Source organism: Streptomyces sp. NPDC019396 (genome assembly GCF_040632375.1).
GTDB lineage: Bacteria > Actinomycetota > Actinomycetes > Streptomycetales > Streptomycetaceae > Streptomyces.
The window spans coordinates 138795-151333 of the sequence record NZ_JBEYBS010000009.1 but is presented as its reverse complement, the minus strand read 5'-3'; the positions used below and the strand labels follow the sequence as shown (position 1 = coordinate 151333).

The window sequence follows — 12539 nt, the reverse complement described above, 5'->3', positions numbered from 1 at the left end:
TCCGTCCCGCCCAAGACCTGAAAGGTCGTCGCTTTCCCATGCCCGAGCTGGTGTTCTTCTCCGGAACAATGGACTGCGGAAAGAGCACCCTCGCTCTTCAGATCGAGCACAACAGGTCCGCACGCGGCCTCCAGGGCATGATCTTCACCCGTGACGACCGGGCGGGCGAGGGCAAACTCTCGTCGCGGCTGGGGCTGGTGACCGAGGCGGTGGAGGCCACACCCCGGCTCGACCTCTACGCATACGCGGTGGACCACATGTCGCGGGGCGGCAAGGTCGACTACGTCATCGTGGACGAGGCCCAGTTCCTGCCGGTGGACCAGATCGACCAGTTGGCCAGGATCGTGGACGACCTGGATCTCGACGTGTTCGCCTTCGGTATCACCACCGACTTCCGCACCAAGCTGTTCCCCGGCTCCCAGCGGCTGATCGAACTGGCCGACCGGGTGGAGACGCTCCAGGTCGAGGCCATGTGCTGGTGCGGGGCCCGCGCCACCCACAACGCGCGCACGGTGGGCGGCGAGATGGTCGTCGAGGGCGAGCAGGTCGTGGTGGGCGATGTGGGCGGGGCCGCGGAGATCGTCGGGTACGAGGTGCTGTGCCGCCGGCACCATCGCAAGCGGATGACGAGCTCGGCGGCGCGAGCGGCAGCGCTGTCGCCCGACGTGCTGCCGGTGACACCGGGCTGATCGGCGGCGTTCCGCCGTTCGGCATGGTCATGACCATGCTGTCGAATCTCCGCGGGTGCGGTAGGTCAGCAGTCAGCACTCCGGTCACCACGGCCGCCGCAGGCCTTGCCGGTGCCGGCGAACCTTGCCGGTACGTGGACGGGCCGCCACCGGCGTGAGTCAGCGCTCGGCCGACCTCACGATCGTGAACACCGCTCCCTCGGGGTCCGCCACCGTCGCCAGCCATCCGCTGCTGCCTTCGCGGGGCTCGTGCAGCACGTGGCCGCCGAGGTCCCGTACCAGGGCCGCGGACTCCTCGGTGTCCTCGACCTCGAAGTACGTCATCCAGTGCGAGCCCCTGTCACGGGGCAGGGCGTGGCCGACCCCGTGGAGGGAGGCCACCGCGCGGCCCTCCAGGTGCAGGGTGGCGTAGTCGAACTCCGTGGAGACCACCGGCTCCACGTCGTATCCGAAGACGGACTGGTAGAACTTGCTGACCGCCGATGTCTCCCTGGTCACCAGCTCGTTCCAGACCGGTGTGCCATGGGTGCCGAACAGGGCGGTGCCGGTGTGGGCCGCGGCCTGCCAGATGCCGAACACACCACCCTCCGGGTCCGATGCGATCGCCATACGGCCCGCGTCTGCCGCGTCCAGCGGACCGACGCCGACGGTTCCGCCGCAGCATCTGATCTGCTCGGCCGTCTCGTCGGCGTCCTCGGTGGCCATGTAGGGGGTCCAGGCGATCGGAAGATGGCGATCGGGCGGGAGCTGGCCGATGCCGGCGACCTCCTTGCCGTCGATCATGGCTCGGAGGTACGGGCCGAAGTGCTGTGGTCCGGGGACGAAGTCCCAACCGAACAGATCCCGGTAGAACTCCTGCGTCGCGGAAAGCCCGTGCACCATCAGGCTCACCCAGCAGGGCGTGCCGGGCGTGCGCCGAGTCGCCTCGGTCGTCATCGTCACCCTTTCCTCGGACCATCGTCGTGGCCGTGCGGTGTGGGGCCGGGAACGAGCCCTGCCGGGCAGCAGCCCAGTGCCCCCTCCAGATGCTTGCACCACCCGGCGCGCGGCGTGGCCCGGCCGCGCCGCGTTTCCGGGGATCTCCCTGGAGGATGCCCGTTCTGCCATGGCTCATCCCCTCCGTCGCCGATGGGGGCATGCCGTACCCATGCCCTACGCGAGGATGGCTGCTATGAACCCCATCATCACCGCATCAGAACTGCTGAGCGAGTCGGCTGGTCAGCGACCGCCCGTGCTCCTCGACGTCCGCTGGCAGCTCAGCCTGGCCAAGGCGGCGGGCGCCCCTCCCTTCGACGGGCGGGGCGCGTACGAGGCCGGGCACATTCCCGGTGCCGTCTACATCGATCTCGATACCGAGCTGGCCGGCCCGCCCGGAGCCGGCGGCAGGCATCCCCTGCCGGACGTGGCGGCCTTCGGAGCGGTGATGCGTCGCGCGGGTGTGTCGGAGTCCACTCCGGTCGTGGTCTACGACGGAGGCCAGGGCTGGGCAGCGGCCCGGGCCTGGTGGCTGCTCCGCTGGACGGGGCACGGGGACGTACGCGTACTGGACGGCGGGCTCGAAGCCTGGAACGGTCCGCTGACCACGGAGATCCCGGCGCCCGAGGCGGGCGACTTCACCCCGGCACCGGGTGCCGTGCCCCTGCTCGACGCTGACGGGGCCGCGGCGCTGGCGCGCCGCGGGCTGCTGCTGGACGCGCGGGCGGGCGAGCGCTACCGCGGTGATGTCGAGCCGATCGACCGGGTCGGCGGCCATATCCCCGGTGCTGTCTCGGCGCCGACGACGGAGAACGTCACCCCGGGGGCCGCGACCTTCCTCCCGGCGCAGGAACTGACCACCCGCTTCAAGCGCCTCGGCGCGGTGGAAGGCTCGGAGGTCGGCGTCTACTGCGGATCGGGCGTCTCCGGCGCTCATGAGGTCCTGGCCCTGGAGATCGCCGGGATTCCGGCCGCCCTCTACGCGGGCTCCTGGTCGGAGTGGTCCGCTGATGAGAGCCGGCCGGTGGCCACGGGGCCCGACCCGCAGTAGCCACGAACCGCGGACCTGCGGAAGGGCCCTTACGGATCGCCGTACGGGCCCCTCGGGTGGCGCAGAGGGTGCGAAGCACGGAAGACCGAGGTGGTTCTACTCCTGCTTCTTCCGCCGCGTCCCGAAGACGATCTCGTCCCAGCTCGGCACCGCCGCGCGGCGGCCGGGGCGGACGCCGTCGGCCTCCGCCTGGCGGTCGGTCGTACCGGTGAGTCGATCACGGTGCCCGCTCACCGCGCGGGGCATGAGGACATCCGCGTAGGCCGCGCCCGCGCCCGCCGAGGCGGCGGGGGCCGGGGGCTCCTCCGTCACCGCCTCGTCGTCGGGGCCGGTGGCGGGGGAGTCGACCGGGATCGGACGGTCGGGCACGACCATGTCGCCACGGAAGCTGGGCACCGCCTCCAGCAGGCTGGTCAGGGAGTCGCGCTCGCTCTCCTCGGACTCTGCTGCGGCGGGTACCGGAGCGGGCCGGTCCAGGGCACGCTCGGGAACCCGGTCGAGCGGCCGGTCGCGGGGCAGCCGTGCGATGCGCGGGACGAAGGGGAAGGTCGGCTCCTGCGCGACGGCGAGCGCGTCGTCGGTCTCACCGATCAGCGCGCGTGCCTCCTCGTCCACGGCCTGGACGAGCCGCCGTGGCGGGTCGTACATCCAGCACGCCGAGTGCGGTTCACCCGCGACCCGGTAGACGAGGAGTACCTCCCAGGTGCCGTCGTCACGGCGCCAGGAGTCCCACTGCACGGAGTCCTTCTCAGCACCGCGCAGCAGCAGCCGCTCCTGCACCGCCTCGCCGAGCTGGGGGCCGGCGTTCTCCCCGGGGCGTCGTACGGGAGTCTTCCGGGCCCGCTCCGCCATGAACGCACGCTCGGCCAGCACGGGACCCTCGAAGCGCCGCACACGGTCGACCGGGATGCCGGCGAGCTGGGCGACCTCCTCGGCGGAGGCACCGGCCCGTATCCGGGCCTGGATGTCGCGCGGTCGGAGGTGGCTCTCCACCTCGATCTCGATCTGGCCGAGACGGGCGCGGTCATTGCGGACGGCGGCACGCAGCCGCTCGTCGATCGGAAGCGTGTACTCCGTACTGTCCGCAGCCTTCAGCACCAGTCGTGTGCCGTCGTTGGAGACGGCCACGACACGCAGTTCGGGCATGGGGACCTCCCGGGTGGTGCCTGCCGACGTCACGTACGTCGCTGCTTCCGCTAGTCGAGTGTGGCCTGCCCGGGTGCAGCCTGCCACAACCTTGCCGAGTTGCCCGGCGTATCGGGCAAGGGCCCTGGATCGCCGTTATGGCACGGTTACCTGTTTACAACGCAGCGTGACCGGCTTCGTCACGCTGGGCCGCAAGGCGCCGTGCGGTGCCGCGGCGCCGCCGGTTCGAGTGCCGCTTTTCGGCCCCCTCCCGCAGTCCGAACGCCCATGAGGCGACCGGTCTCCGGGCTCGCCACAGTACTCCATTCGGGCCACGGGGGTGGACCGCCGCGCCGCCGAACTTGTGGCGGAGCGCGGGAGTTGAGCCCGTACCCCAAATCGGGAGGTATCAATCTTCACAAGATTCCCTGAAGCGGAATCATCCACTTCGCCTTTATGTCCTGACTTGGTGCATGGTGGGACAGATGGGTAAGCAGAGGCCGAGCAGGGATCCGAATCCGGGCAGTGACGAGCTGGGTACGGCACAACATGACGAGCTCACGACGGCACAACACAAGGACGGGCGCCTCGATCTGAGCGTGCCCCAGGTGGCGGGCAGCACCCTCGCGGCGATCGCCGCGGCGGTGCTGGCGTCCCGGCTCGGGGTCTACGGAACCGTCATCGGCGCGGGTGTGGTGAGTGCAGTCGCCACCTGCGGGGGCACCGTGCTCCAGCACCTGTTCCGGCGAACCGGCGAACAGATCCGCGATGCCGCCGTCCAGGCTGGACCCGGGCCCGGTCGGTCGCCTCGTCCCCCCTACGAGGTGCGGCCCGAAGGGGAGTTCGGCGAGCCGACCGTCCACGGCAGTCGGCTGCGTGGCTGGAAAAGGCCCCTTTCGGCCGCGGTGGTGGTCTTCGCCGTGGCGATGGTCGGCATCACCGGGTACGAAGTGGCCACGGGCCGGGAGCTGGGCGGCGGCACGGGGACGACGCTGGGCTCGGTCGTCTCGGGCGGTGGCGTCGGTGAGGGAGGTGCGGGCGACGGCACCTCTCCCGCAGGCGGGACGGAGCAGCGCGAGCACGGTCCCTCGCCCAGCCGTGATCCCGGCGACGGTACGGGACCCGGTGCGGGCGGGCGGCAGGGGCAGCAGGGTGAGGACGGCGACTCGCGCCCGGCGCCGGACCGTGACGCCGGTTCCGTACCGCCGTCCCCGTCTCCGACTCCGTCCTCTTCCGACTCGCCCCCGGACGGTGACGGCTTCTCCCCGCCGCCCGGTGGGCCTTCGGCAGACGGGTCCGGTGACCCGGAGGCCTCCTGACCCAGGGTCACCGGCGCCGCTGGGCGGGGGCCGCCTCAGTCGCCCAGCACCCGCCGCAGGTAGTCGTTGCCGAACACCCGCCCGGGGTCCAGTCGGTCCCGAAGGGCGGTGAACTCTCCGAACCGGGGGTACACGCTCTTGAGGTACTCCGCGTCCCGCGTGTGGATCTTGCCCCAGTGCGGACGGCCGCCGTGCGCGGTCATGATCTGCTCGGCCGCGGTGAAGTAGGAGCGGTACGGCGTGCCCTTGTACATGTGCACGGCGATGTACGCGCTGTCGCGCCCCGACGCCGTCGACAGCGTGATGTCGTCGGCCGGGGCGGTCCGTACCTCGATGGGGAAACTGACACGCAGGGGTGAACGCTCGATCATCGCCTTGACCTCGCGCAGCGCCGCGACGGCGGCCGCCCGTGGAAGCGCGTACTCCATCTCGACGAAGCGCACTCGGCGGGGGCTGGTGAAGACCTTGTACGCGATATCCGTGTAGGTGCGGGCGGACAGGGCGCGGCTGGCCACCTTGGCGATCGGCGGGATGGTCGCCGGTACCGTCCGGCCGAGGGAGTTGATCACCTGGAAGAGGCCGTTGGACAGCAGCTCGTCCTCGACCCAGCCGCTCAGCGCTCCGGGCGGCGCGGCGGGCCCGGTGCTGCGGTTGTTGCGCTTGGTGTTGCAGTTGTCCGTGTGAGGGAACCAGTAGAACTCGAAGTGCTCGTTCTCGGCGCTCAGTTCATCGAAGTCAGCCGTGACCCGGTCGAAGCTCATGGGCTCCTCCCGGGCCGTGAGCAGAAAGAGCGGCTCCACGGCGAAGGTGATCGCGCTGACGACCCCGAGGGCGCCGAGGCCGATCCTGGCCGCGGCGAAGACCTCCGGATTCTCCTTCTCCGAGCAGCGCAGCAGCGCACCGTCCGCCGTGATCAGCTCAAGCCCCCTGATCTGCGCGGAGATCGAACCGGAATCGCGCCCCGTGCCGTGCGTGCCCGTGCTGGTCGCGCCCGCGACGGTCTGCTCCATGATGTCGCCCATGTTCGTGAGGGACAGATCCTCACGGGCGAGCGCGGCGTTGAGCCGTTTCAGGGGCGTGCCCGCCTCGACCGTCACCGTCATCGACGCACGGTCGATCTCGCGGATACCGGTGAGCAGGTCCGGGCGTATCAGCACCCCGTCGGTCGCCGCTATCGCGGTGAACGAGTGACCCGTGCCGACCGTTTTCACCCGCAGTCCGTCCTCCGCCGCCGTCCGGATGGCGGCGGCGAGTTCACCGGCTGTGGCCGGGGTGACCTCGCGCACCGGGCGGGATGTCACCGTCCCCGCCCAGTTACGCCACGCGTGCCCCGCCCTGGTCGTGGATGTGCCCGTCATCCTGCCCCTCCCGCGTCGGCACCGGCCCTCGCAGCCGGCGGTACCCCAGGAACGCGATCACGACCGCGAGCACTCCCGCCACGGCGGGCACCGCGTACGCCGCACGGGCCCCGTACTCGTCCACCATCCACCCGGAGGCCGACAAGCCGAGTGCTACACCGACCGCGAGCCCGGTGCCCGTCCAGGACATGCCCTCGGTCAGCTTGGTGCGTGGTACGTGCGCTTCGACGAGGGCCATCGTGGTCACCATCGTCGGTGCGATGGCCAGGCCCGCTACAAAGAGCGACACGGCCAGGGTCGCGAGATTCCCGGCCAGTTGGAGGGGGATCATACTCACGGTCATCGCACAGACGCCCAGCACCCACCTGCGGGACGGCTCGCCCTTCAGCCGCAGCAGCCCGAACACCGCTCCGGCGAGACAGGAGCCCAGCGCGTAGACCGCGAGTACCAGGCTGGACGCCGCCTTGTTGCCCCGCTCGTCGGCGAACGCCACCGTCACCACGTCCACCGAGCCGAAGATGGCGCCCATCGCCACGAACGTCGCGACCAGCACCTGGAGACCGGGGGAGCGCAGTGCCGAGCCGGGTGTGTGCGCGTCGCGCGGATGCACCGGGGGCTCGGTGGCGCGCTGCGCCGTCAGCCAGAGCACGCCGATCACCAGGAACACCCCGGCGATCAGCGGACCCGCCTCCGGGAACCAGGCGGTGGACAGTCCGATGGAGACGATCGGGCCGACGATGAAGCACAGCTCGTCGACGATCGATTCGAAGGCGTACGCCGTGTGCAGCCGCTCCTGCGACCCCTCGTGGATCGCGGCCCAGCGGGCCCTGGTCATCGCCCCGACACTGGGGATGCAGCCCGCACAGGCCGTGAACACGAAGAAGACCCAGTCGGGGGCGCCCTGCCGGGCACCGACCAGCAGACCCGCCACCGCCGCGCCCGAGGCCAGCAGGGCGGGTCGCAGCACCCGCCGCTGTCCGTGCCGGTCGACCATCCGGGAGACCTGCGGGCCGAGCACCGCCGCCGAGAGCGCGAGCGTCGCGGAGAGCGCGCCCGCCATGCTGTAACGCCCAGTCAGCTGGGACACCATGACCACGATGCCGACGCCCATCATGGACAGCGGCATACGGCCGAGGAAGCCGGCCGCTGAGAACGCCAGGGCGCCGGGGGTGGCGAATATCGCGCGGTAGGGGCTGGGCAAGGGGCGCTCCGTCGGGCACGGGGGTGGACGGGCGCGGGAGCGCTCCGTAAGGCGTGTGGATAGCCCGAACAGCTTACGGGTTAGGTAACCCTAACTCCACCGTGGGTCCCGGGCCGGCTCCGCCCCTCGGCGGTAGCTCGCTGCCGCAGGGCCGGAAGGGAAGAGGGACGGGAGAGCAAGGAGCGAACAGTGGGAGGATCGGCGTCATGGCCGAACAGCTGGACACTCTCGACACCGCTCCGCCCGACTCCGCGCCCTACGACGCCCTGCTGCTGCTGTCCTTCGGCGGCCCCGAGGGACCGGACGACGTGGTCCCGTTCCTGGAGAACGTGACACGGGGCCGGGGTATCCCCAAGGAGCGGCTGAAGGAAGTCGGCCGGCACTACTTCCTGTTCGGCGGGGTCAGCCCGATCAACGACCAGAACCGGGCCCTGCTCGCCGCGCTCCGCGCGGACTTCGCCGCCGCGGGCCTCGACCTGCCGGTCTACTGGGGCAACCGCAACTGGGCGCCGTATCTGACCGACACCCTGCGCGAGATGGTGCTCGACGGCCGCAGGCGGGTCGCGGTGCTCGCGACCAGCGCCTACGCCTCCTACTCGGGCTGCCGGCAGTACCGGGAGAATCTGGCCGACGCGCTCGCGGCGCTGGAGGCGGAGGGCCTGCCGCTGCCCCGGGTGGACAAGCTGCGGCACTACTTCAACCACCCCGGCTTCGTGGGCCCCATGGTGGAGGGCGTGCTGACCGCGCTCGCGGACCTCCCCGAGGAGCTCCGTGCCGGGGCGCAGCTCGCGTTCACCACCCACTCCATCCCGGACGCCGCGGCGGACGCGTCGGGTCCCGTCTGGGAACACGGGGAGGGCGGGGCATACGTGAAGCAGCACCTCGACGTGGCGCGTGTGATCGCCGACGCGGTGCGCGAGGAGACGGGGGCCGAGCATCCCTGGCGGCTCGTCTACCAGTCGCGCAGCGGGGCGCCGCACATCCCCTGGCTGGAGCCGGACATCTGCGACCACCTCGAGGAGTTGCACGGGGCCGGGGTTCCGGCCGTCGTGATGGTCCCGATCGGGTTTGTCTCGGACCACATGGAAGTGCTGTACGACCTGGACACCGAGGCCACCGCCAAGGCCGCCGAGCTGGGCCTTCCGGTGCGCCGCTCGGCCACGGTGGGTGCGGACCCCCGGTTCGCGGCGGCGGTACGGGACCTGGTGCTGGAGCGGGCGGCAACCGAGCGGGGCACTGCGGTCGCGCGGTGCGCGCTGGGAGCGCTCGGGCCGTCGTACGACCTCTGCCCGATCGGCTGCTGTCCGCCGCGCTCGGAGCGACCCGCGGCGGCGGGCGCCGACAGCCCGTACGCATAAGCGCGCGGTGCAAGCCGGTGTCCGAGCGCCCGCGCGGCCACGTGCGTCCGCGATTCGGTGGCGTACGTCCGCGACCCGTACCGACGAGGGAGCCCCTTGTGACCGACCCCCTGCTCGACGAACTGCTGTCCCTGGCCCAGGAGGCCGGGCGACGAGCGGGAGCGCTGCTCCGTGACGGACGTCCCGACGACCTGGCCGTCGCCGCGACCAAGTCCAGCCCGATCGATGTCGTGACCGAGATGGACATCGCGGCGGAGAAACTGATCACGGGATTCCTCGCCGCGCGGCGCCCCGATGACGGCATCCTCGGCGAGGAGGGCGGATCGGCGCCGGGCACCAGCGGGGTGCGCTGGGTGGTCGATCCGCTGGACGGCACGGTGAACTACCTGTACGGGCTGCCCACCTGGGCCGTGTCGATCGCCGCCGAGCTGGACGGCGAGACCGTCGTCGGAGTGGTGGACATGCCGATGCGCGATGAGACCTACCACGCGGTGCGCGGCCGCGGTGCCTACTGCGGCGAACGGCGGCTGAGCTGCCGCCCGGCGCCGCCGCTGGACGAGGCTCTGGTGGCGACCGGCTTCAACTACGTCCACTCCGTCCGCAGTCACCAGGCGGAGGTCGCCCGCCGGCTCATCCCCCGGGTGAGGGACATCCGGCGCAGCGGATCGGCGGCCGTCGACCTCTGCGATGTAGCCGCCGGCCGTCTGGACGGCTACTACGAGCGCGGACTGCACGCCTGGGATCTCGCGGCCGGCGATCTCATCGCCTGTGAGGCCGGCGCTCTCACCGGCGCCCGCCCCGGCGAGCGGCCCTCCGGCGATCTGGCGATCGCCGCCACTCCGGGGGTCTTCGAGCCGCTGCAACGCCTGCTCGACGAGCTGGGCGCCTGGCACGACTGACCCGCACCCGAATCCGGAACGCGACCGTCGCGCACGCACAAGGGCCCGGCACCGCTCAGCAGGCGGTGCCGGGCCCTCATGCGTGCGCGGCTGATCAGACGCTCGCGGCGCCGACCTCCACGCCGTGCTCGGCGGCGAGGCGGTGCAGGTCGTCCAGCTCGGCCTGCTCGACCTCCGCCAGGAATTCGTCGCCCGTCTCGCGGGCCCGTGTGAGGTCGGTCTCCGTGGTCCTGATGCGGTGCAGGAGCCCTGTGGTGAATGCGTCCATGGTTGCGCCCCCTCGTCGTCGCGGGTCGATGGCACGGGGGTGTGCCTACGGCGGGTTGATCACGCCCCCTCCCTGGGGGACAGAGAGCGGGGTGTGGCAGGCCACGTACATGGCGTGATCGCGGGTGTGCCCTCGTCCTCCCCAGGCCCACCCGCCGGGAAACCTCAACTCTTCAGGGAATCCCACGAATTCCCGGTACCCCTTCCGAGTGCCCGCGGGCACCACCGTGACTTACATCCGGTTTACGCGCGTAAGGGGCAGGATGGAGGCACACAGCCAATGCAATCCACTACGACAGCCCTGCCCTGGACATGTCCGAACACGCCTGGTCATGCCCGATCGCGCGTGATCGCGAGGTGGGGCCGCGACCAGGATCCAGAGGAAGGACCAGCCACGTGCGCGTACTCGTGGTCGAGGACGAGCAGCTGCTCGCCGATGCGGTGGCCACCGGGCTGCGCCGGGAGGCCATGGCGGTCGACGTCGTGTACGACGGCGCCGCGGCCCTCGAGCGTATCGGGGTGAACGACTACGACGTCGTCGTGCTCGACCGGGACCTCCCGCTCGTCCACGGCGACGACGTCTGCCGCAGGATCGTGGAGCTGGGCATGCCCACCCGTGTCCTGATGCTCACCGCTTCCGGTGATGTCAGCGACCGTGTGGAGGGCCTGGAGCTGGGTGCCGACGACTACCTTCCCAAGCCGTTCGCGTTCACCGAGCTGACCGCCCGTGTACGCGCCCTCGGCCGCCGTACCACCGTGCCGCTGCCGCCGGTACTGGAGCGCGCCGGAATCAAGCTGGACCCGAACCGTCGCGAGGTCTTCCGCGACGGCCGGGAGGTCCAGCTCGCCCCCAAGGAGTTCGCCGTGCTGGAGGTGCTCATGCGCAGCGAGGGCGCGGTCGTGTCGGCCGAGCAACTGCTCGAGAAGGCGTGGGACGAGAACACCGACCCGTTCACCAACGTCGTGCGGGTCACCGTCATGACGCTGCGCCGCAAGCTCGGCGAGCCGCCCGTGATCGTCACGGTCCCCGGCTCCGGCTACCGGATCTGACCCCGTGGCGGCTGCACCCGCGCCTCCCACGGCGCCCCCGAAACCCACCTGGTCCCCCGGGGAGCCGGCACGCCCCTGGTTCCGGCCGACCATCCGGATAAGGCTCACGCTGCTTTACGGCGGGATGTTCCTGATCGCCGGGATCCTGCTGCTCTCGATCATCTATCTGCTGGCCGCGCAGGCCGTGCAGGTGGGCAGCGAGCTCCCGTTCAAGATCGACAAGGGCCAGGTGAGCAGTGATGTGTGCACCTTCCCGGACACCCCGCCGAACTCGACCGAAGCCTTCAACCGGCTCGTGAACTCCTGTGTGAACCAGCAGCGCCAGCATGCCCTGGACGAGCTCCTCACCCGCTCGCTGTTCGCCCTCGTCGGCCTGAGCGTGATCGCGTTCGCCTTCGGCTACGCGATGGCGGGCCGGGTGCTCTCCCCCCTCGGGAAGATCACCCGCACCGCGCGCCGCGTGGTGGGCTCCGACCTCTCCCGTCGTATCGAGCTGGACGGCCCCGACGACGAGCTGAAGGAGCTCGCCGACACCTTCGACGAGATGCTCGAGCGGCTGGAGCGGGCCTTCACGGCACAGCAGCGGTTCGTCGCCAACGCCTCCCACGAGCTGCGTACACCCCTGGCGATCAACCGCACTCTGCTGGAGGTGCACCTCTCCGACCCCGGGGCCGGGGAGGAGCTCAGACAGCTCGGCAAGACGCTCCTGGCCACCAACGAGCGCAGCGAACAGCTCGTGGAGGGGCTGCTCCTTCTCGCCCGCAGCGAGAACCAGATCATCGAGCGCAAACCGGTCGACCTCGCCGAGGTCGCCACCCGGGCAGTCGACCAGGCGCGCAGTGAGGCGGAGGCCAAGGGCGTGGAGTTCCGCGGCCGCCGGGCACCCGCACTCGTCCAGGGCAACGGCGTGCTGCTGGAGCGGATCGCCCTGAACCTGGTGCAGAACGCCGTGCGGTACAACGTCCCGGAGGGCGAGCGCGGCGGCTGGGTGGCGGTCACCACCGAGGTCGCGCACGGTCAGGCGGTGCTGCTGGTGTCCAACACTGGCCCGGTGGTCCCGGCATACGAGATCGACAACCTTTTCGAGCCCTTCCGTCGGCTGCGCCAGGAGCGCACCGGCAGCGACAAGGGAGTCGGACTCGGCCTGTCGATTGCCCGATCCGTGGCACGTGCCCACGGGGGCCGTATCATCGCGGAGCCGCGCGAGGGCGGCGGCCTTGTGATGCGGGTGACCCTGCCTGTCTGAC

General features: G+C 71.1%; 12 protein-coding genes. 7 read left to right on the top strand and 5 right to left on the bottom strand.

The genetic code is table 11. The annotated features are described in order from the left end of the window. Positions 1-38: 38 nt before the first annotated feature. Complete coding sequence (locus tag ABZ532_RS13205; RefSeq protein WP_361281968.1) at positions 39-689, top strand: thymidine kinase; 651 nt, start codon at positions 39-41, stop codon at positions 687-689. A gap of 159 nt (positions 690-848) precedes the next feature. Here the strand turns inward: ABZ532_RS13205 and ABZ532_RS13200 are convergent, their stop codons facing one another. Then, positions 849-1625 (bottom strand): VOC family protein, encoded by a 777-nt coding sequence (locus tag ABZ532_RS13200; protein ID WP_361281966.1) that lies wholly within the window; start codon positions 1623-1625, stop codon positions 849-851. A gap of 235 nt (positions 1626-1860) precedes the next feature. On the opposite strand from ABZ532_RS13200, the gene ABZ532_RS13195 reads away from it, so the two are divergent. Then, positions 1861-2715, top strand: a complete 855-nt coding sequence (locus tag ABZ532_RS13195; RefSeq protein WP_361281964.1) for a sulfurtransferase — start codon at positions 1861-1863, stop codon at positions 2713-2715. Between the two features lie 96 nt (positions 2716-2811). Here the strand turns inward: ABZ532_RS13195 and sepH are convergent, their stop codons facing one another. Beyond that, a complete protein-coding gene (sepH, locus tag ABZ532_RS13190) occupies positions 2812-3894 on the bottom strand; it encodes a septation protein SepH (RefSeq protein WP_361281962.1) in 1083 nt (360 codons plus the stop codon). 431 nt (positions 3895-4325) lie between these two features. Between sepH and ABZ532_RS13185 the strand changes: the two genes are divergently transcribed. After that, positions 4326-5159: a hypothetical protein gene (locus ABZ532_RS13185; protein WP_361281960.1), complete on the top strand. Its 834-nt coding sequence runs from the start codon at positions 4326-4328 to the stop codon at positions 5157-5159. A 35-nt stretch (positions 5160-5194) separates the two neighbouring features. On the opposite strand, the gene ABZ532_RS13180 is transcribed toward ABZ532_RS13185, so the two are convergent. After that, positions 5195-6517 (bottom strand): D-arabinono-1,4-lactone oxidase, encoded by a 1323-nt coding sequence (locus tag ABZ532_RS13180; RefSeq protein ID WP_361281958.1) that lies wholly within the window; start codon positions 6515-6517, stop codon positions 5195-5197. Next, positions 6474-7718: an MFS transporter gene (locus tag ABZ532_RS13175; RefSeq protein WP_361281956.1), complete on the bottom strand. Its 1245-nt coding sequence runs from the start codon at positions 7716-7718 to the stop codon at positions 6474-6476. Before ABZ532_RS13175 ends, ABZ532_RS13180 begins: the two co-directional genes overlap by 44 nt. Positions 7719-7924: 206 nt before the next feature. On the opposite strand from ABZ532_RS13175, the gene ABZ532_RS13170 reads away from it, so the two are divergent. Further along, positions 7925-9076, top strand: a complete 1152-nt coding sequence (locus ABZ532_RS13170; protein ID WP_361281954.1) for a ferrochelatase — start codon at positions 7925-7927, stop codon at positions 9074-9076. Positions 9077-9174: 98 nt separating this feature from the next. Continuing rightward, the gene (locus ABZ532_RS13165; protein WP_361281952.1) at positions 9175-9975 is read left to right on the top strand and encodes an inositol monophosphatase family protein; all 801 of its coding nucleotides are present in this window, start codon (positions 9175-9177) and stop codon (positions 9973-9975) included. A gap of 94 nt (positions 9976-10069) precedes the next feature. Here ABZ532_RS13165 and ABZ532_RS13160 read toward each other — a convergent pair whose 3' ends face one another. Continuing rightward, positions 10070-10243 carry a hypothetical protein gene (locus ABZ532_RS13160; protein WP_361281950.1) on the bottom strand — a complete coding sequence of 58 codons (174 nt, stop codon included), beginning with the start codon at positions 10241-10243 and terminating at the stop codon, positions 10070-10072. A gap of 395 nt (positions 10244-10638) precedes the next feature. Here ABZ532_RS13160 and ABZ532_RS13155 point away from each other — a divergent pair, with 395 nt between their 5' ends. Continuing rightward, entirely contained in the window at positions 10639-11292 is a 654-nt protein-coding gene (locus ABZ532_RS13155; RefSeq protein WP_361281948.1) for a response regulator transcription factor, read from the top strand. A gap of 4 nt (positions 11293-11296) precedes the next feature. Further along, a complete protein-coding gene (locus ABZ532_RS13150; RefSeq protein ID WP_361281946.1) occupies positions 11297-12538 on the top strand; it encodes a HAMP domain-containing sensor histidine kinase in 1242 nt (413 codons plus the stop codon). The last annotated feature ends 1 nt before the right edge of the window (position 12539 follow it).

Excerpts from the sequence above, each read along its gene's own strand:
- ABZ532_RS13205 (WP_361281968.1), top strand. The coding sequence starts at position 39 with ATGCCCGAGCTGGTGTTCTTCTCCGGAACAATGGACTGCGGAAAGAGC.
- ABZ532_RS13200 (WP_361281966.1), bottom strand. The coding sequence starts at position 1,625 with ATGACGACCGAGGCGACTCGGCGCACGCCCGGCACGCCCTGCTGGGTG.
- ABZ532_RS13195 (WP_361281964.1), top strand. The coding sequence starts at position 1,861 with ATGAACCCCATCATCACCGCATCAGAACTGCTGAGCGAGTCGGCTGGT.
- ABZ532_RS13185 (WP_361281960.1), top strand. The coding sequence starts at position 4,326 with ATGGGTAAGCAGAGGCCGAGCAGGGATCCGAATCCGGGCAGTGACGAG.
- ABZ532_RS13180 (WP_361281958.1), bottom strand. The coding sequence starts at position 6,517 with ATGACGGGCACATCCACGACCAGGGCGGGGCACGCGTGGCGTAACTGG.
- ABZ532_RS13170 (WP_361281954.1), top strand. The coding sequence starts at position 7,925 with ATGGCCGAACAGCTGGACACTCTCGACACCGCTCCGCCCGACTCCGCG.
- ABZ532_RS13160 (WP_361281950.1), bottom strand. The coding sequence starts at position 10,243 with ATGGACGCATTCACCACAGGGCTCCTGCACCGCATCAGGACCACGGAG.